We start from the raw sequence: 19,378 nt of genomic DNA on the forward strand, positions 1-19,378 counted from the left end.
AATCGTGCTGGGAGCCCGGTGCAATGCCTTTGCAATGGCCCTGGCACTCTCTCCCTGCTGTTTCATTGCCATGATGAACCCGCGTTCTTCGGCACTGAGGTGCTCATAAGTTCTTTGCATGCAACAACTTAACCTTTAATTGGTTGGTGTTGCACTTAGCTCTTGAAACCGCCGTACTTTCTTTTGGCGAAGCAAAAGCAAAGTACCTCGACGGCGGGGCGAGACCCGCGATTTGGTTTTTTGCTTTTAGCTGTACGGTGACAACCCAGCGGCGCGCGACTCGCCATGGACGGTGAGGGAAGCCTGCTTGCAAGCACCAGCAGGCGTGGGCAACTGCCGCCCAACACGCTAAGACCGGCGATGCCGCCGAGACATTTGCCGCCCGGCACGGATATTCTGTGCCATCAGGAAAAGATTAACCGCACCGGCGAGTAATTCCAGAAGCTGTACCGTGTAAAAGCTGCGATCAAACTCGCCGGACTGGGCCTTGCTGCAAAGAAAAATCGCCGCCGGAATCAATATCAACAGTCCATTGGCGCCGATGATGGGCATGCGCCGACGTTTGGCCACCAGGGTGGGGAAAGTGCTCTTGCCCCCCATGGCAAAGCCGGTTGCACCAACGATGGCCATGCAGGGAACAAATGCAATCAGCGCATAGCTGATGGCCAGCTTCACACTGGCAACCGCGGCGTGGTCGAAGAAAAGCTCGGCAACCATGGTCGAGGTCCAGAATACCGCAATAAAACAAAAGGCCAGCACGCCGGCAATGGCGTGAACATTACGTTTCATCATGCTCTCCTTGTGGCGGCATCTCATGCAGCTGCGCAATCAGGCGCAAGGTGTGCAGCGTGGTTGCCAGCGCTTGCTCCGTGAATGCCGCGCCGCTTTTGGCTGCATGCACTTGCCAAGCCTGATTGACACGTTCGAACAGCGCACTGCCCTGCGTGCTCAGGCGGTAAAGCGGCGAGCGCAGATGGGACGGATTGGGCAGCTTCTCAAGCAGGCCATCCTCAAGCAGCAGATTCAGTTGTTTTTGTGCGCCCTGGCGCGAAACCCCCATTTGCTCGGCAATTTGCGGGGCGGTTAGCTGGTGGCTGGCCAGGGCAATCGCGCCGAGGATTTGCCACCTGGCGCTGGTCAGGCCGTAGGGTGCGGTGAATGCATCACCCCATTCCAGTAATTTTCCATTTGCCTGGAAGAGCGCGATAACCGTATCTGATAGGAGCTGGGAAATTTCAGTTTGCATCGGGAAAGTCTCGCTGACGACTAAATTGACAACCAGTTTCCAACAATGAAAACCAGTTGTCAATTATTCTGAGTGCACACCATCCTGTGTGTCGATGCAATGCAACAAGATGGCCTGTCAGCGGATTACCACCCTGGCCTGGCGCCAGTGGGGGATGCGTCATTGCGGATGATGAGGTGCTGCCGCTCGTGCCGTCGGCTGCAAGACTAGCCTGGCCAAGCCCTCCTTCACCTCCAAGGCCACCCCACAAGCATGGCCTGTGGCTACCCTCCGGGACCCACCCGGAGCGAGGCGCGCCTGAACTCGCGATTGGCTATCGTCAAATCGCTCAAACAAAGCAGGCGCTTAACACCTCGCCCCGGCCACCGTCGGCATGGTGTCAGGCGGATAGTGGGTTGTTATTCAGGCATGCCCATGACAAATGGCTTGAAAATATGATATTTGAGTAAGATAATGGCCAGCAGCAGTATGAATTGATATACAGCCCCTAGTGCCCGTATAAAAACTGTCAGGCTTTTTGTGCGCACATGCCGTAGCTATCCGTTCAGCCAACCGTTCTGGCCCCACATTTTCCCTGGTAGTTCAAATCCACAAACGACATTTTCTTATGAAACGACTTATTACCTGCATCCTCTCTATTCTGCTGTCTGCTTGCGCCGTTACGCCACCGAAGATCGCAGTAAGTGACCTTGGCAAGTCCCAGGCCGTAACACTTCAAGACATTCACCCTGCAGAAGAAAACAAACGCGAAATATTCAGTTATCTCATTACAAGTGAGCGCTACGGCATCTTCCGACTTGGTGACATTGCCACGGAACCCCGTGCTTTGCGGTTGCTTCAGCATCGCGTGTACGAGCACTTTGGTGATGCATCCCCCATAAGCGTGAAGGTCCATCACTTTGTCGTGTATCAGAACATGCAAGGCTCGCTTCGCGCAGGAGCGCTCGGCTCTGTGTTTGGAGCTGCTGGAGCCGTCCTTGCTTCATCATCTGTCAATAACGATCTTGGAGGCTCTGTTTCGATCATTGACCCAGCACTGTTTACCAGCACTGCCGGTGATAGTGAGTGGAAGCGCGGCATTTCGACTACGCAGGAAAATCCAAATAATGGTGCGTCTTTCGTCACTTGGCTTGACGTGGAGATCAATGGCAAACGGGTATTTGTACGCGGTGTCTCGCCAATGAAAGTACCAGAGGGCAAGGCTCCTTACGTCGTGGCACTCGAATCTACCTACGACTATCTACTGAAGCAGTTCTAAATTAGCCTTGCCAACTGGCCTGCGACACACGGGCGGTAATTGCAAGCGCAACACCATGCCTACGCTCCCCTGCTTAATTGCGGGCTCAAGGCAGACGCCGACATGGCCATACCTTCGGGATTTTCATGAGCCATGTCGACATCCTACGCACTTCGTGCTCTGGTGCCGGTTAAGCAAAGCGCCTGGTCGTCATGGCCGATCTGCAAACTTTACCCGCCAATGGCAACCTCACAAGCATGGCCTGCGGCTGCCCGACAGGTCCCGCCCGAGGCAGGCGCTTAACACCTCGCCCCGGTCACCCGTCGGCATGCTTGACGGACCCACTGATTTCATTGCTTCAAATGAGAATCTGCCAAGGCATGGTCAAGCAGGCTGGAAGATTGTGTTTTCTATACTGAAACACTGACAAATGACTTGAAGTGCGTGATATGCGTACATGGCAATCAGCGACAGTAATAACTTTAATATTAAGAACTTGCCGTCCGGCCAAAATCACCATCTCAAGCCTCGTCCTACCCACATCTGATATTTAAGCGATGTTGACATCCAAGTAGATATTTGATGTTTTACCACTCAGCCGTACGGGAGTTGATTTGAAAAATTTCATTATCTTGCCGATAGCCACCTGCCTCACATTAGGATGCACATCCACATCCACTCCCGAAAATCAGAATCTTTCCGATGTTGCATTTGTAAAAAAAGCCACTCTTACGGAGGCAGTATCCAAAGTCATAAAATCAAAACCATCAGCCATATTCGATATCTACGTGGAGTGGGGTATAATGCCTGGAGTGTATTTGGCCGACAAAGAAAATGAATATGGTACTTTCTATCTTGGAGCGGGCCGATCCTTTTTCGAAAAAGGTGGAAAAGACTCCCCATATCGACTTCGCAAAGGCGGATTTTGGCTCCCAAAAGGAAAAAATGACACTCCGAAGATTTTTTACATTTTTGAAACAGAAAATGTTGTAACATACAATATAGATACCACCGCATTAACCATTAACAATGTAAATAATCAGAATAATCCAGGCAAATTTAGTGCGACAAAAGCGCAATTAGTGGGGGGCGCCATAGGAATGGGAATTGTAAACGCTATAATCGATGCTGAAACCGAATCAATGAAAGGAAAAAGATTCTTTATTCCCAATGTAGAAAATGATTCAACTGTAGAAAAATTGAAATCGATCAATATTGATTATTAATTCGCCTTGCACCTAGCCTCCACCGCTACGCACATTCCTGCCTTTAAGGCATGCAAGCGAGTTCCGACATTCCCCGTTGGAAGGCGCGCCTGAACTCGCGATTGGCTAAGGTCCAATCGCTCAAACAGGGCAGGCGCTAAGGAATACTGGCCCGCACCTGGCTTGCTGCGCGCCTTGCGCCGCAGTGGCAAACCGCTGGCGCGGCACTTGCATGACTGGTTGAACAGGCTGCTGCCGGCACTGGCGCAGCAGATTGCCGCGGCGCAAGGTATTGCCGTGAATAATGGCGAGTTGTTGGGGCTGGCCGCTGCCTGTCATCAGCGTTTGCATCGCCGGCTGGCCCGACAGCTGCTGCGTGCGGAACAGGCAGCCTGCCCGGTGTGACATCCGGCAGGGGCAGGCTGAGTGGGTAATGGCGCTGGCTGGCGACAGCTAAGCGTGACGCCAGCTGAACTGCTGAAAGGCCTGATGCCAGTAGTCCAGCACGGACGGGCCTGGCCAGCAGCTGGCATCAAACAGCGCCTGCCCTGTGCCATCCCGCCCCTGCTGCAAAGCGGCGTGGCGCACGCCTTTGGCCTGCAGGTTGTCGGCCAGCCGGTACAGGCTGTCTGCCGTCATTACGCGCGGGTCCAGTGTGGTGCGGCATTCCAGTTCAGCGGCGCTGTCCAGCGCAATATCCAGCGCCTGCCACATGCGGGCTTCGCTGCCCGGCACACCGGTGACAGCATCCACCCCGCCGGGGGCGGCCTTGATGTCCAGCCCGATCCAGTCCACCAGCCCGGCCACCGCGGCCAGCCGCTGCGGGTAGATGCCGGCGGTGTGCAGGCCGATGGCCAGCCCCGGCTGGCGGGCGTCGTGCATCCAGTCTGCCAGCTGCGGGGCCAGCGTGGGCTCGCCACCGGAGAACACCACGCCGTCCAGAAAACCGACGCGCGCCGCCAGCATGCTGCGCACCTGTGGCCAGTCCAGTTTCCCGGCACTGCGGGCTTGCAGGCCGGGGTTGTGGCAATAGCCGCAGCGCCAGGGGCAGCCGGCGACAAACACGGTGGCCACCAGCCGTCCCGGCCAGTCGCAGCTGGAAAACGGCTCGATGCCGGCCAATGGCAAGCCGGGCTCAGTGATGCAGATGCTGTTCATCAAAATGCAGGCGTTCGGCAAACTCGCCCTGCTTGCCCACATTGAAGGCCGAGACTGGACGGAAATAGCCCATCACGCGGGTCCACACTTCGCAGCGGGTACGCAGGGCCGGGTCGAGTTGTGCGGTGCTGATGACCTGGGGGTGTCGGGTTGGGGTTGTCATGGTGTTCTCCTGTAAAGGGACGGGTGAAAGCGTGTCAGCCTCAGCTGGCGGCAGTGGCTGCCATGGTGCGGACCAGCAGTTCGGCATCGCACTTGGGGCAGTATTCGTGGTGGCCACTCAGATAGCCATGCTGCGGACACACCGAGAAGGTGGGGGTGACCGTGACATAGGGCAGCCGGAAGCGTTGCAGCGAGCGGCGCACCAGCTGCTTGCAGGCTGCACTGCTGCTGATCGCCTCGCGCATATACAGGTGCAGCACGGTGCCGCCGGTATAGCGGCGCTGCAGCGGCTCCTGGTGGCTGAGCGCGGCGAAGGGGTCGTCGGTATGGCCGGCGGGCAGCTGGCTGGAATTGGTGTAGTAAGGCTGGGCGTCCGTGCCGGCCTGCAGGATGCCGGGGTAGCGCTTGCGGTCTTCGCGGGCAAAGCGGTAGGTGGTGCCCTCGGCCGGGGTGGCTTCCAGGTTGTACAGATGGCCGGTGCTTTCCTGCATTTGCACCATGCGCGCACGGATGTGGTCGAGCAGCTCCAGCGCCAGCTGCTGGCCATGGGCGGTGGTGATGTCGTCGGCATCGCGGCTGTAATTGCGCACCAGCTCATTGATGCCGTTTACGCCGATGGTGGAGAAGTGATTGCGCAGCGTGCCGAGATAGCGCCTGGTGTAAGGATAGAGGCCATCGTCCATCCAGCCCTGTACCCGCCGGCGCTTGATTTCCAGGCTGTCGCAGGCCAGGGCCAGCAGGCGGTCGGTTTCGGCCAGCAGGCCGGCCCAGTCGCCGCAAAAGCGGTAGCCCAGCCGTGCGCAATTAAGGGTGACCACGCCTAGCGAGCCGGTCTGTTCGGCACTGCCAAACAGGCCGTTGCCGCGCTTGAGCAGTTCGCGCAGGTCCAGCTGCAGCCGGCAGCACATGGAGCGCACCATTTGCGGCTCCAGATCGGAATTGAGGAAATTCTGGAAATACGGCAGGCCGTAGCGGGCCGTCAGCTCGAACAGCAAATCGGCATTGGCGCTGTCCCAGTCGAAATCCGGGGTGATGTTGTAGGTGGGGATGGGAAAGGTGAAGGCGCGGCCATGGGCGTCGCCGCTGGCCATCACCCGCAGAAAGGCGCGGTTGATGCGGTCCATTTCCGGCTGGCAGTCGCCATAGCAGAACGGCATTTCCTCGCCGGCAATCAGCGGGATCTGTTCCGCCAGGTCGGCCGGGCAGCGCCAATCGAAGGTGAGGTTGGTAAATGGTGTCTGCGTGCCCCAGCGCGAGGGCACATTCAGGTTGTAGACAAACTCCTGCATGGCTTGCTCCAGCTGGGCATCGCTCAGGCCATCGCGCTTGATGAAGGGGGCCAGGTAGGTGTCCACGCTGGAAAAAGCCTGTGCGCCGGCCCATTCGTTTTGCAGGGTGCCCAGAAAATTCACCATCTGCCCCAGCGCCGCGCTCAGGTGGCGCGGCGGGGCCGATTCCACCCGGCCCGGCACGCCATTGAAGCCTTCGTGCAGCAACTGGCGCAGCGACCAGCCGGCGCAGTAGCCGGCCAGCACATCCAGATCATGCAGGTGGAAATCGGCCTCGCGGTGGGCCTGGGCCACTGCCGCCGGGTAGATGCCATCCAGCCAGTAGTTGGCGGTGAGCTTGCCGGCGGCATTCAGAATCATCCCGCCCAGGCTGTAGCCCTGGTTGGCATTGGCAGAGACGCGCCAGTCGGCGCGGCTGAGGTATTCGTCCAGCGTGGCAAGCGGACTGACCATGACAGGTTTTTTCATAACAATATGTAGTGCCTTGAAATTTTCAGACACTATATATTGATTTTTAGCGCAGCAAAGTCACAGCTGGAAAAGGCTTGATGCGGATCAAGTGCCGCCCCTGCCGGCCACTTGCACCAGGGTGGCACCGGTTTTTCATGCTGCTGTCTTGTAGGGATTGCCCTACAGGACTACAGCATTTTTCCTGACAGTAAAATCCGCAGCCCCCCGATACCCCTGCTGTCATCCACTTTTTACAATTCAGTCATCACCATTTAAACAGGAGTGGTCATGGCTGAAACGAACGCAAGCGACATCCTGGTCCGCTTCAAGAACGTACAAAAGAGCTACGACGGCGAGACCCTGATCGTGAAGGATCTCAATCTGGATATCCGCAAGGGCGAATTCCTGACCCTGCTGGGTCCGTCCGGCTCCGGCAAGACCACCAGCCTGATGATGCTGGCCGGCTTTGAAACCCCGACCGCCGGCGAGATCATGCTGGGCGAGCGTTCGCTCAACCGCGTACCGCCGCACAAGCGCGATATCGGCATGGTGTTCCAGAACTACGCGCTGTTTCCGCACATGACCGTGGCCGAGAACCTGGCTTTCCCGCTGAAAGTGCGCGGCATGGACAAGACCGACGTCACCGAGCGCGTCAAGCGTGCCCTGTCCATGGTGCAGCTGGACAAGTTTGCCAACCGCTACCCCGGCCAGATGTCCGGTGGCCAGCAGCAGCGCGTGGCCCTGGCCCGCGCCCTGGTATTCGAGCCGCAACTGGTGCTGATGGACGAACCGCTGGGTGCGCTGGACAAGCAGCTGCGCGAACACATGCAGATGGAAATCAAGCATCTGCACGAACGGCTGGGCGTGACCGTGGTGTATGTGACCCACGACCAGAGCGAAGCGCTGACCATGTCCGACCGCGTGGCCGTGTTCCATCAGGGTGAAATCCAGCAGATCGACAGCCCGCAAGGCCTGTACGAGCATCCGCGCAATACCTTTGTCGCCAACTTCATCGGTGAAAACAACCGCCTGCATGGCAAGCTGCTCAGCCGCGATGGCGAGCGCTGCACCGTGGGCCTGGAAAACGGCGAGCGCGTGGAAGCCATGGCCATTCACGATGCCGCCCCCGGCGCACCGGTATCGCTGTCCATCCGTCCGGAACGCATCAAGCTGAACGTGGCGCAGGAGCAAAACCGCTTCTCCGGCCGCGTGCGCGAATTCATCTATCTGGGCGACCACGTGCGCATCCGCATGGAAGCCTGTGGCAACTCCAGTTTCATCGTCAAACAGCCTATCGCCACGCTCGACCCCAAGCTGGCAGTGGGCGATGTGATTTCGCTGGGCTGGAATGTAGAACACGTAAGAGCGCTCGATCCCGTCGAACTGGCCGAGTGAGTGCGTGCGAGTGAGTAAGGTGTAGCTGTAGTCCTAAAACAATAGGAGATCTATCAAATGAAGAAATGCATGAAAGCTCTTTCGCTGGCCGTGGTTGCTGCTTGCTGTGCTCAGACTGCCCTGGCCGGTGACCTGACCGTGATTTCCTTCGGCGGCGCCAACAAGGCTGCCCAGGAAAAGGCCTACTACGCCCCCTTCACCAAGGCTACCGGCATCAAGGTAGTGGGCGGCGAGTACAACGGCGAAATGGCCAAGGTCAAAGCCATGGTCGACACCAAGAGCGTGTCCTGGGACGTGCTGGAAGTGGAATCCCCGGAACTGGCCCGCGGTTGCGATGAAGGCATGTTCGAAAAGCTGGACTACAGCAAGATCGGCAACAAGGCTGATTTCGTACCGGGCGCTGCCCAGTCCTGCGGTGTGGGCATCTTCGTATGGTCGACCGTACTGGCCTACAACGCCGACAAGCTGAAGGTTGGCCCGACCAGCTGGAAGGATTTCTGGGATGTGAAGAAATTCCCGGGCAAGCGCGGCATGCGCAAGGGTGCCAAGTACACCCTGGAAGTAGCGCTGATGGCTGACGGCGTGGCACCGAAAGACGTGTACAAGGTACTGGCCACCCCGGCCGGCGTGGACCGCGCCTTCAAGAAGCTGGACCAGCTGAAGCCGAACATCCAGTGGTGGGAAGCCGGCGCGCAACCGCCGCAGTACCTGGTATCCGGCGACGTGGTGATGAGCTCGGCCTACAACGGCCGTATCGCCAACACCCAGAAGGAAGGCAAGAACCTGAAGATCGTCTGGAACGGCGGCATGTATGACTTTGATTCGTGGGCCATCCCGAAGGGCTCGCCGAACAAGGACGCTGCGCTGAAGTTCATCGCTTTCGCCAGCAAGCCGGAAAACCAGAAGGTGTACTCGCAGAATATCGCCTACGGCCCGACCAACAAGAAAGCCGTACCGCTGCTGGACTCGAAGCTGGTGGCTGACCTGCCGACCGCTCCGCAAAACATCAAGAGCGGTGTCGCCGTGGATGTGGCTTTCTGGGCTGACTTCGGCGAATCGCTGGAACAACGCTTCAACGCCTGGGCTGCCAAGTAAGCAGCTGCAACACGCATGACTGCTGCCGGCTCTTTTATATCCGGCAGCAGGTCCGCCCCCTCGGGGGTTCATCCCCAGGGGGTTTCACCCCTTACCTGATCCGGAGCCGGAAGAATGACCGCTTCCTCTGCACCCACCACCGCTGTCGCAGCCACCCTGCCGGAGGCCGGCCGTTCGCTGAAACAGAAGCTGGCCCGCGCCGAGCGCATGAACAAACTCAAGTCCCAGCTGCTGATCCTGCCGCTGGTGCTGTTTATCCTGCTGGTATTCGTGCTGCCCATTACCAGCCTGTTATTCAAGAGCGTCAACAACCCGGAAGTGGTGGACGCCATGCCGCACACGGTCAAGGCCATCTCCAGCTGGAGCGGCCGCGCCCTGCCGCCGGAAACCGTGTATGCCGCGGCAGCACAGGACATCCAGCAAGCACACGATGACCAGAAGCTGGGTGATCTGGGCAAACGCCTGAACATGGAAGTGGCCGGCTACCGCAGCCTGCTCAACAAGACTGCCCGTGCCCTGCCGATGGACCCGGCCCCGAAATCCTACAAGGACGCGCTGACCAATCTGGACGAGCGCTGGGGTGACCCGGCCTACTGGCAGGCCATCCGCCGCAACACCAGCAGCCAGACCCCGTTCTACCTGCTGGCCGCCATGGATCACCGCATCGATGATCTGGGCGAAATCAGCCGCTCCGCCCCGGACCAGGCCATTTACCTGGACATCTTTACCCGTACTTTCTGGATGAGCCTGGTGGTGACCGCCATTGCGCTGGCCCTGGCCTACCCGCTGGCCTACCTGCTGGTCAACCTGCCCACCCGCACCAGCAACCTGCTGATGATCCTGGTGCTGCTGCCGTTCTGGACCTCCGTGCTGGTACGGGTTGCCGCCTGGATCGTGCTGCTGCAATCCGGTGGCCTGATCAACTCCACCATGCAATGGCTGGGCCTGATCGATCATCCGCTGCAACTGGTGTTCAACCGCACCGGCGTGTACATCTCCATGGTGCACATCCTGCTGCCCTTCATGATCCTGCCCATCTACAGCGTGATGAAAGGCATCTCCCCCAGCTATATGAAAGCCGCCATCTCGCTGGGCTGCCACCCGTTTGCCAGCTTCTGGCGCGTGTACTTCCCGCAGACCGTGGCCGGTATCAGTGCCGGTGCGCTGCTGGTGTTCATCCTGTCCATCGGCTACTACATCACCCCGGCCCTGCTGGGTAGCCCGAACGACCAGATGGTGAGCTACTTCGTGGCCTTCTACACCAACACCTCGATCAACTGGGGCATGGCTACCGCACTGGGCGGCCTGCTGCTGGCCGCCACCATGATCCTGTACATCGTTTACAACTGGCTGGTAGGCGCCAAGAGCCTGCGCCTGGGCTAACCCTCACCCTTCACGGAGACATAACCATGCTGAACCCGACCATGTCGCCCATCGAAAAGGTGTGGCACTACGTTCTGCGCATTACCAGCGGCCTGACCCTGCTGTTCCTGATCATGCCGGTGCTGGTGATCATTCCGCTGTCCTTTAACGAAGGCTCTTTCCTGGTGTACCCGCTGACCGGCTTCTCCTTCCGCTGGTATCAGGACCTGTTCAGCGCACCGGAGTGGATCCGCTCCTTGCAGAACAGCATGATCGTGGCCCCGGCCGCCACCGTGCTGGCCATGGTATTGGGCACGCTGGCCTCCATCGGTCTGACCCGTGGCGAATTCCGTGGCAAGGGCATCATCATGTTCCTGCTGATTTCGCCGATGGTGGTGCCGGTGGTGATTGTCGGCGTGGCCAGCTACCTGTTCTTTGCCCCGCTGGGCATGGACAACAGCTACACCACGCTGATCCTGGAACATGCCGCGCTGGGCGTACCCTTTGTCATCATCACCGTGACCGCCACCCTGCAGGGCTATAACCACAACCTGACCCGTGCGGCAGCCAACCTGGGTGCTTCGCCCATCACCACCTTCTTCCGCATCACCCTGCCGCTGATTGCGCCGGGGGTGATTTCCGGTGCGCTGTTTGCCTTTGCCACCTCGTTTGATGAAGTGGTGGTGACGCTGTTCCTGGCCGGCCCGGAACAGGCCACCCTGCCGCGCCAGATGTTCAGCGGCATTCGCGAAAACCTCAGCCCCACCATTGCGGCAGCGGCCACCTTGCTGATCGGCTTCTCCATCCTGCTGCTGCTGACACTGGAATGGCTGCGCGGCCGCAGCGAGCGTCTGCGTACCAGCTGATTGCAAACATTCCCTCATCTGCTCCATCCATTGCAGAGCATTGCAGGCCGGCCATAACAGGTCGGCCTGATTTTTGTCAAGAAATCATTATTCAGTTTGCCGGCGGAACCGCTGTTGCTTGTAATCCGCGGCCAGCAGCTTAGTATTCAGGAAGTCTGCGCCCCGTGCGCCCATTCCTGTGCAAGTTTGTTTATGCGACTTATCCCGGCATTAAGCCTGCTCCTTGTTAGCTCCTCCCTGTTTGCCGCCCCGGGCAGCGACTCGGCCACCTGGGAATACCAGGTCAAGCCGGGGGATTCGCTGTGGTCGTTTGCCGACCAGCACCTGTCCTCTCCCGCCTATGTGCCGCGCCTGCAAAGCCTCAACCACATTGCCGACCCCTACCGCCTGACGCCGGGCAGCCGGATCAAGGTGCCCTATCCCTGGGTCAGGCAGCATCCCTCCAGCGCACAGATCGAAGAGTTTTCCGGCGAGGTCAGCGCACACGATGCCAAGGGCAAGCCGCTACCCATCAACAAGGACATGCGTTATCCCAAGGGCGTACAGTTCCAGACCGGCAACGACGCCATGCTCAAGCTGCGCTTTGAAGACGGCTCCACCCTGCTGCTGAACGCCAATTCCAGCGCCCAGCTGCAAAACGAAATCTACTATCCCAGCACCGGCTCGGCCAAAACCGAAATCAAGCTGGACAAGGGCAATGCCGGCAGCTCGGTGATTCCCAACATCCTGATGCCCAACCGCTACCAGATCCGCACGCCATCGGCGGTCACCACCGTGCGCGGCACCGAATTCCGCGTCAATACCGAGTCGGTCAGCGCCACCATGACCGAGGTGCTGCGTGGCAAGGTCAGCGTCAGCGGCAAGAGCAAGGCCCAGGTCGATGTCCCGGCCGGCTTTGGCACCCTGGCTTCAGGCTCCGGCAAACCCAGCGCCCCGGAGGCCCTGCCTGCCGCCCCGGATCTGGGCCCGCTGCCGGCAAGCAGCAGTTTCAACCCGCCCCTGCTGAAATGGGCGGCCGACCAGCAGGCCGTGGCCTACCGCATCAAGCTGCGCGGGCCGGGCGAACATGGCCGCCTGCTGGCTGAACGCACGGTGGCCGCTCCGCAGCTGTTCCCGGCACTGCCCGCCAATGGCGAATACCTGCTGTCGGCACGCGCACGCAACCAGCACGGACTGGAAGGCTACGACAGCAGCAAGACCTTTACCCTGGCCGCCTTCCCGCCACCGCCGCTGCTGTTTGGCACCGCCGGCGTGCAGGAAATCCGCACACAGTCGCTGCCGCTCAAGCTGCTGGCCAGCCCGCAGCAGCCCGTGCAGCTGCAATTGTCCCGCAGCAGCGACTTTGCCAGCATCAGCCAGAGCCTGACGCTGCAGGACGGCGACATCACCCTGCAGCTGCCGGACAAGGGCCAGTGGTTCTGGCGCGTGGCGCGGCTGGATGAACAGGGCCAGCCCGGCCCGTACAGCGATACCCAGCAAGTGCTGGTCAAGGGCCTGTTCTCCAGCATCGGCAACAACACCCCGGCCCTGCTGGGGCGGCGTTACCCGGTGAGCGGAGCCCGCTACACGCTCAAGCTGGCGGATAATCCGACCATGCAAAACATCAGTTATCACGACACCCGGCCGCAGCCGGCCTGGCTGCTGGACACACTGCCGCGCGGCCAGTACTTTGCCCAACTCGAAATCAATGGCGATGATGGATATCACGCGGTGGAAGCGATTGAAAAAATCAACATCCAATGAGCAATCGCATAAAATACGCGCATGCCATCACCGATAAAACACCGGTCATATCAACTGCTGCCGCTGCTGGCGGGGCTGCTCGGCCTGCTGCTGGCGCTGACCGGTGCCGTGCAGCGGCTGGATTACTGGTTTTACGATGCGGCGCTCAGCCGGCACACCCTGCACAAGAGCGCCGATGATCCCATCCTGATCGAAGTGGACAACCGCAGCCTGGCCGAGATGGGCAGCTGGCCCTGGCCACGCGAGTTGCACGCCCGCCTGATCGATCAGCTGCAATACGCCAAGGCCGTCGGCCTCGACATCGCCCTGGCGGAAAGCACGCTCGCCAGCAACCAACCCGACCAGTCGCTGGCTGCGGCCATCCGCCGCAATGGCAAGGTGGTCAGCCCGGTGTTTCCGGAAAGCGCCGGCGACACCCTCACCGAAACCCGGCCGATACCCTTACTGGCGGCGGCCTCCAACCGGCTGGGACACACCGACTTCGAGCGCGATAACGACGGCGTGATCCGCCGTACCTATCTGATGGCCGGTCTTGGCTCTGCCGACTTTCCCGGCTTTGCCAAGGCAGTGTACGAGGTGGCACAGGGCCTGCCCGCCCCGGCCCTGAAACTGCCCTTCCATGGCAGCGACGAATCCTGGGTGCGCGACGACGAAGTACTGGTGCCGTTTGGCAATGGTGCCGAACCCTTCGAACGCATGTCGTATATCGATGCCCTGTCCAATGCCGAGCGCGAGACTTTCCGCAACCGCATCGTGCTGATCGGGGTGACCGCCGCCGGGCTGGGGGATATGCACACCACCCCGATTTCCGCCAATTCGGCCGGCATGCCCGGCGTGGTGATCAATGCCTATCTGCTGCGCGGCCTGCAGGATAACAGCCTGATCCGGCCATTGAACCTGCTGCGCCAGGGGCTGCTGACCCTGCTGCTGATCGTGGCACTGGACTACCTGCTGACCCCATGGAGCCGGCAACGAACGGTGCTGCTGGCTTATCCCGCCGCCACCCTGCTGGTGGCCGGCGCATCCATGCTGCTGCTAAACCTTGGCCATATCTGGTTCGCTCCGGCCAGCAGCATGCTGGTACTGGTGCTGGCCGGCCTGACCCGCTTCATCATCCGCCAGGCCAGCCTGCAGACGCTGGCCACCACCGACGGGCTGACCCAGCTGGCCAACCGCCGCCATTTTGACGAAGTGTTCATTCCGGCCATCGAACGCCAGCGCAACGCCCAGCAGCCGCTGGCCTTTGTCCTGCTGGATATTGACCACTTCAAGCTATACAACGACCAGTACGGTCACTATGCCGGCGACATGGTACTCAAGCGCGTGGCCCATGTGCTGCGCGAATCATTCCAGCGCAAGGGCGAATTGCCGGCACGCCTGGGCGGCGAAGAATTCGGCGTGCTGATGCCCGGCGCCACCATGCAGGATGCGGTCGATGCCGCCGAAACCTTCCGCCAGCGGCTGGAAGACCTCGACCTGCCGCATGATGGCAGCCCGCTGCACAAGGTGACTTGCAGCATCGGCGTGGCTGCCCGCATCCCCCAGCAAGACGACACGGCCCAACGCATCTACGAAGAAGCCGATGGCGCCCTGTATATCGCCAAGCGCTCCGGCCGCAATGTGGTCAGCCCGGCATCCAGCTAGCCGGCAATGTCCGAGAGATGTCCATAAAAAAGGCAGCCATCAGGCTGCCTTTTGCATGAGTGCTAATCTTGCGGACAGAGCACCAGCCAGTCCTCTTCCCCCACCGTCAGATGGCAGGCCAGCCGCCAGCCGGATGACACATCCGGCCAGCACTCGGTGCCAGCGGCGGCCTGGTCGATCAAGCCGGCCCGCAGCAGGACATTGCGCTCCTTGCGCCCCAAGCTCACCGGCTGCAGCGGGCCGCCATGACTGATACGCACCTTGCAGGTGCCACATGTCCCCTGCCCGCAGCGCCAGTGCAGCGGGACCTCCGCCAGCCTCGCCACATCCAGCAACAGTTCACCGGGCTGGGCCTCCAGCTCGGCCAGCAGCCGCTGCTGCTGGTCGACAAATCGCAGCTGCGGCATGGCTAGCAGCCGAAGCGCCCGATCGGCAACAGCTCCAGCAAATCGCCCGGCTGCACCTGCTGGCCGGCCGCCAGCCGCACCAAACCGTCGGCCCAGGCGCAGGAGGTCAGCACACCGGAGCCCTGGTTGGGGTAAGGCTGCAGCTGCCACTGGCCATCCTGCTGCACCAGCTTCACCCGCAGGAATTCCTCGCGCCGGCTGTCGGGGCGGTCCCAGACAAATCCGGCCGGATACTGCCGGGGTGCCTGGCCGATATCGGCCAGCAGGCCGGCACAGCGCTGCAGATAGGGTTTGACCAGCACCTGATAAGTGACAAAGCCGGACACCGGATTGCCCGGCAGGCCGACAAAGCCCGCCTGGCCAACCCGGCCGCTGGCCAGCGGCTTGCCCGGCTTGATGGCGATTTTCCACAAGTCGAGCGCCCCTTCGGCCTCGACTGCCGCCTTGACGTGGTCTTCCTCGCCTACCGACACCCCGCCGCAAGTCATGATGACATCCGCCAGCGCGGCAGCGTCCTGCAGGATTTCGCGGGTGCGGCTGAGCGAATCGGGCACGATGCCCAGATCGGTCACCTCGCAGCCCAGCTGCATCAGCTCCGGCACCAGCCAGTAGCGGTTGGAGTTGTAGATCTGTCCGGCGGCCAGCGGCTGCCCCGGTTCGACCAGCTCGTCACCGGTAAAGAACACCGCCACCCGCAGCGGCCGGAACACGGTCAGCTCGGCCACACCGATGGAGGCTGCCAGGCCCAGATGCGCGGCAGTCAGTTGCTGCCCGGCGCTCAGTACTTGGCTGCCGCGGCGGATATCCTCGCCCGCACGGCGGATATTCTGTCCGGGACGGGGACTCTGGCTGAACGCCACCCGGCCATCGGCTTGCAGCTCGGCCATTTCCTGCATCACCACGGCATCGGCACCGGCAGGAATGGGCGCACCGGTAAAGATGCGCGCCGCGGTGGCCGCTTGCAGCGGCTGCGGCTGGCAACCGGCAGCAATGCGTTGTGACAGCGGCAGCGGCTGGCCGGCATCCGCGGTATTGAGGGCATAGCCGTCCATGGCGCTGTTGTCGTGCGGCGGCACATCCAGGCTGGCCAGCAGCGGCGTCGCCAGAATGCGACCCAGCGCCTGCAGCAGCGGAACGGTTTCGGTAGCGGTAAGCGGCCTGGCGCGCTGTAGCAGCCAGTCGCGGGCTTGATCAACGGTGAGCATCTTGATGTTGTTCCAGCAAGGCAAGAATGAAACGGACAAGGCCGGCGGCATCGTTCCGGGTAAAAGCGGGTAGCGCAGTCGCCAGTGGTGCATCGGAAACCACCGCCAGCACCTGAGCATCGTCGAGGTAAAGCGGCGCATGGCCCAGCGCCGGATCATACACTTCCAGCTTGGGAATGGCTTCGTGCTTGAAGCCTTCGGCCAGCACCAGATCACAGGGACGCAGGGCTGCGACATGGGCGGCCAGCGGCGCATCATTGCCCTGCGGCAGGGTTTCCACCAGCAGGCGGCGCTGCGCCCCTGCCAGCAAGACCTGCCGCGCGCCGGCCTGGCGATGCCGCCAGCTGTCCTTGCCGGGCTGGTCCCAGTCCACATCGTGGTGCGTGTGCTTGATCACGGCCACATCCACGCCAGCGGCCAGCAGCAGCGGAATGATTTTTTCCAGCAAGGTGGTCTTGCCGCTGCCGGAATAGCCGGCGACTCCCAGAACATACATGGCGGCGCTACTCGATAAAATGGGGCAGGAGCGCATCATAACATGTGCCCCTGCCCCATCATTCAGCCGGATGACCTAGTTATTCGGTACTCAGGCCACCGCCCGGGCAAAATGAGTCGTCTGCTCCTCGGGCTGTTCGAAACGCTTCCAGTCCACGATCATCACCTGGCTCAGCCCGCAATCCAGCGCCAGTTGCGCCTCGATTTCTTCCAGCACCTGATGACAATGGATACTGCCATTGATGGCGACTTCGGCACGCCGCATGACCGTGTCGTCGGGCGTGACAAACCAGATGCAATAGCGACTCATGCTGCCCCTCCTTCCTGTAGATGCACTTACCTTACCAATATCGGTGCAAGCGGCAGCAAACTGCAAGTTTTCGACCACGGCAAAGCCATGGCAACCGTGACTAGGGATGGAAAACACCACAAACCACCCGCCCTGCACTTGCCCTTGCGCACCCGGCAGGCTAGTGCCGGGCCGCGCGCGCTAGGCTCCCAGCAGATTGCCCTTGCCTAGCGGGCTGGCCCCGGCGATCTTAGCCACCGTGCCACCACAGGTGACATAGGGATGGCGGGCAAACACATAGAACACCCCGGCCGTGCCCGCGCGCAGGATGGTGCTGCTGCCGCTGACGGGGTCGATCACCTCGGCGATGGCATCGCCCGCCTGCACCACGCTGCCCAGCTCGGCCAGGCTGACAATCACCCCGGCATGCGGCGCGATCAGGGTTTCCGAGCCATCCAGCGGCGTGGCCGGATGCGGCAGTGCCGGGACCGGCCGCGCTGCGCCACGGATCACGCCGCAGCCGGTCAGGTAATGCAGAATGGCCTGACTGTCCTGATCGGCCAGCGCATGGCTGACATCACCCTCGCCGCGCAGCTCCACCGTCACCGCCACGCTGTCGAATGGCACGGGGAATTGCGGCAAGGCAGCTCGAATCTTGGCCCAGGGCAGGAAGATCGCTTCGTCGAAGGGCATCACGCCATAGGCATCGGCCAGCAGGGACGCCCCGCATTGCAGGTGGGCAGCCAGCGCCTCCACCAGCGGCCAGTGCTCGCTATGCGCGTAAATATGTACCGGGCCGGCAAAGTCGCAGTGCAGGTCCAGCACCAGATCGGCATCGATGGCCAGCAGATGCAGGGTCTGGCGCAGGCTTTGCAGCTCGGTGTTGACCGGCTCGGCCGCAATGGCAGCACGCAGCGCCTGGCGGATGATGTCGCGGTTGGCATGGGCATCCTGCGTCAGGCTATCGGCCAGCTGCGGCAGCACGCGGGCCGAAGGTTCGCTGTACAGGCGGTTGAAGTTTTCCCCGCTTTCCAGATCGAAACGGCCTTGCGGCTGGTAATGCAGCTGCTGGGCCAGGCCGATGGGATTGGCCACCGGCACCAGCACGATCTCGGCCTGCAACAGGCCCTGCTGCTCCAGCGCAGCAAACTGCTGGCGCAGCTTGTGCGCCACCAGCATGCCGGGAATCTCCCCCGCATGCAGGCTGGCCTGGATATACACCTTGCGCGGCCAGCCACCTGTTCCGGCAGCGCCGAAATGAAAGCTGGTGATGCTGCGCTGGGTGCCCAGGCTGGGCGACAGCAGCGGGTGAATTTCCGTTCGCATGAATGACTCCTGATGATGTGAGATGCCGGCAGTATTACTTCAGGCTGCCGGACAAAAACTGCTGCAAGCGTTCGCTTTTGGGCTGGCTGAGCACCTGGGCCGGGTGGCCTTCTTCCTCGATCCGCCCCTGGTGCAGGAAGATGACATGATTGGACACATTGCGGGCAAAGCCCATCTCGTGCGTCACCACCACCATGGTGCGGCCCTCCTCGGCCAGTGCCTGCATCACCCGCAGCACTTCGCCCACCAGCTCCGGATCGAGCGCCGAGGTGGGTTCGTCAAACAGCATCACCTCCGGCTCCATCGCCAGGGCACGGGCAATGGCCACCCGCTGCTGCTGGCCACCGGACAGATGGGCCGGGTATTTGTTTTCCTGCTGCTCGGTCAGCCCCACCTTGGCCAGGTATTTGCGTGCGCGCTGCAGCGCTTCGGCACGGCTCAGGCCCAGCACATGCATGGGCGCTTCCATGATGTTTTCCAGCACGGTCATGTGTGACCACAGATTGAAATGCTGGAACACCATGGACAGCTCGGTGCGCATTTTCTGCAATTGTTTCGGATCACGCGGACGCTGGCTACCCTTTTTGTCCAGCACGGTCTGCAGCAGCTCGCCATTCAGGCTGATTTCGCCGGCGCAAGGCTGCTCCAGAAAGTTGATGCAGCGCAAAAAGGTGCTCTTGCCCGAGCCGGACGAGCCGATGATGCTGATCACATCGCCGGCCCTGGCCTTGAGCGAAACCCCCTTGAGCACTTCATGCTGGCCGTATTTCTTGTGCAGGCCGTTCACAGTCAATTTGTACATGG

At 60.9% G+C, this 19,378-nt stretch carries 21 protein-coding genes; 9 read left to right on the top strand and 12 right to left on the bottom strand.

Translation table 11 applies throughout. The features are described 5' to 3' along the window. The 3 genes from DFR38_RS21825 to DFR38_RS01765 form a co-directional block, all read right to left on the bottom strand. On the bottom strand, positions 1-120 hold a 120-nt coding region (locus DFR38_RS21825), incomplete at its 3' end, for a helix-turn-helix domain-containing protein (protein WP_146215901.1). A gap of 228 nt (positions 121-348) precedes the next feature. After that, the gene (locus tag DFR38_RS01760) at positions 349-792 is read right to left on the bottom strand and encodes a hypothetical protein (protein ID WP_211310700.1); all 444 of its coding nucleotides are present in this window, start codon (positions 790-792) and stop codon (positions 349-351) included. Next, entirely contained in the window at positions 779-1,246 is a 468-nt protein-coding gene (locus DFR38_RS01765; protein WP_059287449.1) for a MarR family winged helix-turn-helix transcriptional regulator, read from the bottom strand. Before DFR38_RS01765 ends, DFR38_RS01760 begins: the two co-directional genes overlap by 14 nt. A gap of 607 nt (positions 1,247-1,853) precedes the next feature. On the opposite strand from DFR38_RS01765, the gene DFR38_RS01770 reads away from it, so the two are divergent. The 3 genes from DFR38_RS01770 (at position 1,854) to DFR38_RS21180 (ending at position 4,093) form a co-directional block, all read left to right on the top strand. Continuing rightward, the gene (locus tag DFR38_RS01770; protein WP_059287448.1) at positions 1,854-2,504 is read left to right on the top strand and encodes a hypothetical protein; all 651 of its coding nucleotides are present in this window, start codon (positions 1,854-1,856) and stop codon (positions 2,502-2,504) included. Between the two features lie 593 nt (positions 2,505-3,097). After that, a complete protein-coding gene (locus DFR38_RS20870; protein WP_146215902.1) occupies positions 3,098-3,709 on the top strand; it encodes a hypothetical protein in 612 nt (203 codons plus the stop codon). A 207-nt stretch (positions 3,710-3,916) separates the two neighbouring features. Further along, positions 3,917-4,093, top strand: coding sequence for a hypothetical protein (locus DFR38_RS21180; protein WP_158527673.1), 177 nt, complete (start codon positions 3,917-3,919; stop codon positions 4,091-4,093). A 48-nt stretch (positions 4,094-4,141) separates the two neighbouring features. Here DFR38_RS21180 and DFR38_RS01780 read toward each other — a convergent pair whose 3' ends face one another. Genes DFR38_RS01780 through DFR38_RS01790 form a run of 3 tightly spaced genes read right to left on the bottom strand, consistent with a single transcriptional unit; the run spans position 4,142 to position 6,765 of the window. Then, complete coding sequence (locus tag DFR38_RS01780) at positions 4,142-4,846, bottom strand: anaerobic ribonucleoside-triphosphate reductase activating protein (protein WP_158527674.1); 705 nt, start codon at positions 4,844-4,846, stop codon at positions 4,142-4,144. Beyond that, positions 4,824-5,009 carry an anaerobic ribonucleoside-triphosphate reductase gene (gene nrdD, locus DFR38_RS21650; RefSeq protein WP_059285362.1) on the bottom strand — a complete coding sequence of 62 codons (186 nt, stop codon included), beginning with the start codon at positions 5,007-5,009 and terminating at the stop codon, positions 4,824-4,826. Before nrdD ends, DFR38_RS01780 begins: the two co-directional genes overlap by 23 nt. A 40-nt stretch (positions 5,010-5,049) precedes the next feature. Beyond that, on the bottom strand, positions 5,050-6,765 hold the full coding sequence (locus DFR38_RS01790; protein WP_059285361.1) for a ribonucleoside triphosphate reductase: 1,716 nt from the start codon (positions 6,763-6,765) through the stop codon (positions 5,050-5,052). A gap of 270 nt (positions 6,766-7,035) precedes the next feature. On the opposite strand from DFR38_RS01790, the gene DFR38_RS01795 reads away from it, so the two are divergent. From DFR38_RS01795 to DFR38_RS01820, 6 genes are all read left to right on the top strand, one after another. Then, positions 7,036-8,142, top strand: coding sequence for an ABC transporter ATP-binding protein (locus tag DFR38_RS01795; RefSeq protein WP_110312915.1), 1,107 nt, complete (start codon positions 7,036-7,038; stop codon positions 8,140-8,142). 69 nt (positions 8,143-8,211) lie between these two features. Further along, positions 8,212-9,237, top strand: coding sequence for an ABC transporter substrate-binding protein (locus DFR38_RS01800; RefSeq protein WP_239688576.1), 1,026 nt, complete (start codon positions 8,212-8,214; stop codon positions 9,235-9,237). Between the two features lie 114 nt (positions 9,238-9,351). Continuing rightward, entirely contained in the window at positions 9,352-10,620 is a 1,269-nt protein-coding gene (locus tag DFR38_RS01805) for an ABC transporter permease (RefSeq protein WP_059285359.1), read from the top strand. A gap of 26 nt (positions 10,621-10,646) precedes the next feature. Further along, on the top strand, positions 10,647-11,465 hold the full coding sequence (locus DFR38_RS01810; RefSeq protein WP_103524522.1) for an ABC transporter permease: 819 nt from the start codon (positions 10,647-10,649) through the stop codon (positions 11,463-11,465). Between the two features lie 192 nt (positions 11,466-11,657). Beyond that, positions 11,658-13,208 carry a FecR family protein gene (locus DFR38_RS01815; protein ID WP_110312916.1) on the top strand — a complete coding sequence of 517 codons (1,551 nt, stop codon included), beginning with the start codon at positions 11,658-11,660 and terminating at the stop codon, positions 13,206-13,208. A 21-nt stretch (positions 13,209-13,229) separates the two neighbouring features. After that, a complete protein-coding gene (locus tag DFR38_RS01820) occupies positions 13,230-14,852 on the top strand; it encodes a CHASE2 domain-containing protein (RefSeq protein WP_110312917.1) in 1,623 nt (540 codons plus the stop codon). Positions 14,853-14,914: 62 nt separating this feature from the next. Here the strand turns inward: DFR38_RS01820 and DFR38_RS01825 are convergent, their stop codons facing one another. From DFR38_RS01825 to DFR38_RS01850, 6 genes are all read right to left on the bottom strand, one after another. Beyond that, positions 14,915-15,259, bottom strand: a complete 345-nt coding sequence (locus DFR38_RS01825) for a 2Fe-2S iron-sulfur cluster-binding protein (protein ID WP_110312918.1) — start codon at positions 15,257-15,259, stop codon at positions 14,915-14,917. 2 nt (positions 15,260-15,261) lie between these two features. After that, the gene (locus DFR38_RS01830; protein WP_059285460.1) at positions 15,262-16,464 is read right to left on the bottom strand and encodes a molybdopterin molybdotransferase MoeA; all 1,203 of its coding nucleotides are present in this window, start codon (positions 16,462-16,464) and stop codon (positions 15,262-15,264) included. After that, a complete protein-coding gene (gene mobB, locus DFR38_RS01835; RefSeq protein WP_110312919.1) occupies positions 16,451-16,960 on the bottom strand; it encodes a molybdopterin-guanine dinucleotide biosynthesis protein B in 510 nt (169 codons plus the stop codon). Before mobB ends, DFR38_RS01830 begins: the two co-directional genes overlap by 14 nt. 90 nt (positions 16,961-17,050) lie before the next feature. Beyond that, complete coding sequence (locus DFR38_RS01840) at positions 17,051-17,269, bottom strand: hypothetical protein (RefSeq protein WP_059285461.1); 219 nt, start codon at positions 17,267-17,269, stop codon at positions 17,051-17,053. A 180-nt stretch (positions 17,270-17,449) separates the two neighbouring features. After that, a complete protein-coding gene (locus tag DFR38_RS01845; protein WP_110312920.1) occupies positions 17,450-18,574 on the bottom strand; it encodes a succinylglutamate desuccinylase/aspartoacylase family protein in 1,125 nt (374 codons plus the stop codon). 34 nt (positions 18,575-18,608) lie between these two features. Then, positions 18,609-19,376, bottom strand: a complete 768-nt coding sequence (locus DFR38_RS01850) for an ABC transporter ATP-binding protein (protein WP_059285462.1) — start codon at positions 19,374-19,376, stop codon at positions 18,609-18,611. Between the last annotated feature and the right edge of the window lie 2 nt (positions 19,377-19,378).

This window comes from Aquitalea magnusonii, assembly GCF_003202035.1.
GTDB lineage: Bacteria > Pseudomonadota > Gammaproteobacteria > Burkholderiales > Chromobacteriaceae > Aquitalea > Aquitalea magnusonii.

What these genes read in the sequence shown, in the direction of transcription:
- DFR38_RS01760 (WP_211310700.1), bottom strand. Translation starts at nt 792, where the DNA reads ATGATGAAACGTAATGTTCACGCCATTGCCGGCGTGCTGGCCTTTTGT.
- DFR38_RS01765 (WP_059287449.1), bottom strand. Translation starts at nt 1,246, where the DNA reads ATGCAAACTGAAATTTCCCAGCTCCTATCAGATACGGTTATCGCGCTC.
- DFR38_RS01770 (WP_059287448.1), top strand. Translation starts at nt 1,854, where the DNA reads ATGAAACGACTTATTACCTGCATCCTCTCTATTCTGCTGTCTGCTTGC.
- DFR38_RS01780 (WP_158527674.1), bottom strand. Translation starts at nt 4,846, where the DNA reads ATGAACAGCATCTGCATCACTGAGCCCGGCTTGCCATTGGCCGGCATC.
- nrdD (WP_059285362.1), bottom strand. Translation starts at nt 5,009, where the DNA reads ATGACAACCCCAACCCGACACCCCCAGGTCATCAGCACCGCACAACTC.
- DFR38_RS01790 (WP_059285361.1), bottom strand. Translation starts at nt 6,765, where the DNA reads ATGAAAAAACCTGTCATGGTCAGTCCGCTTGCCACGCTGGACGAATAC.
- DFR38_RS01795 (WP_110312915.1), top strand. Translation starts at nt 7,036, where the DNA reads ATGGCTGAAACGAACGCAAGCGACATCCTGGTCCGCTTCAAGAACGTA.
- DFR38_RS01800 (WP_239688576.1), top strand. Translation starts at nt 8,212, where the DNA reads ATGAAAGCTCTTTCGCTGGCCGTGGTTGCTGCTTGCTGTGCTCAGACT.
- DFR38_RS01805 (WP_059285359.1), top strand. Translation starts at nt 9,352, where the DNA reads ATGACCGCTTCCTCTGCACCCACCACCGCTGTCGCAGCCACCCTGCCG.
- DFR38_RS01810 (WP_103524522.1), top strand. Translation starts at nt 10,647, where the DNA reads ATGCTGAACCCGACCATGTCGCCCATCGAAAAGGTGTGGCACTACGTT.
- DFR38_RS01815 (WP_110312916.1), top strand. Translation starts at nt 11,658, where the DNA reads ATGCGACTTATCCCGGCATTAAGCCTGCTCCTTGTTAGCTCCTCCCTG.
- DFR38_RS01820 (WP_110312917.1), top strand. Translation starts at nt 13,230, where the DNA reads ATGCCATCACCGATAAAACACCGGTCATATCAACTGCTGCCGCTGCTG.
- DFR38_RS01825 (WP_110312918.1), bottom strand. Translation starts at nt 15,259, where the DNA reads ATGCCGCAGCTGCGATTTGTCGACCAGCAGCAGCGGCTGCTGGCCGAG.
- DFR38_RS01830 (WP_059285460.1), bottom strand. Translation starts at nt 16,464, where the DNA reads ATGCTCACCGTTGATCAAGCCCGCGACTGGCTGCTACAGCGCGCCAGG.
- mobB (WP_110312919.1), bottom strand. Translation starts at nt 16,960, where the DNA reads ATGTATGTTCTGGGAGTCGCCGGCTATTCCGGCAGCGGCAAGACCACC.
- DFR38_RS01840 (WP_059285461.1), bottom strand. Translation starts at nt 17,269, where the DNA reads ATGAGTCGCTATTGCATCTGGTTTGTCACGCCCGACGACACGGTCATG.
- DFR38_RS01845 (WP_110312920.1), bottom strand. Translation starts at nt 18,574, where the DNA reads ATGCGAACGGAAATTCACCCGCTGCTGTCGCCCAGCCTGGGCACCCAG.
- DFR38_RS01850 (WP_059285462.1), bottom strand. Translation starts at nt 19,376, where the DNA reads ATGTACAAATTGACTGTGAACGGCCTGCACAAGAAATACGGCCAGCAT.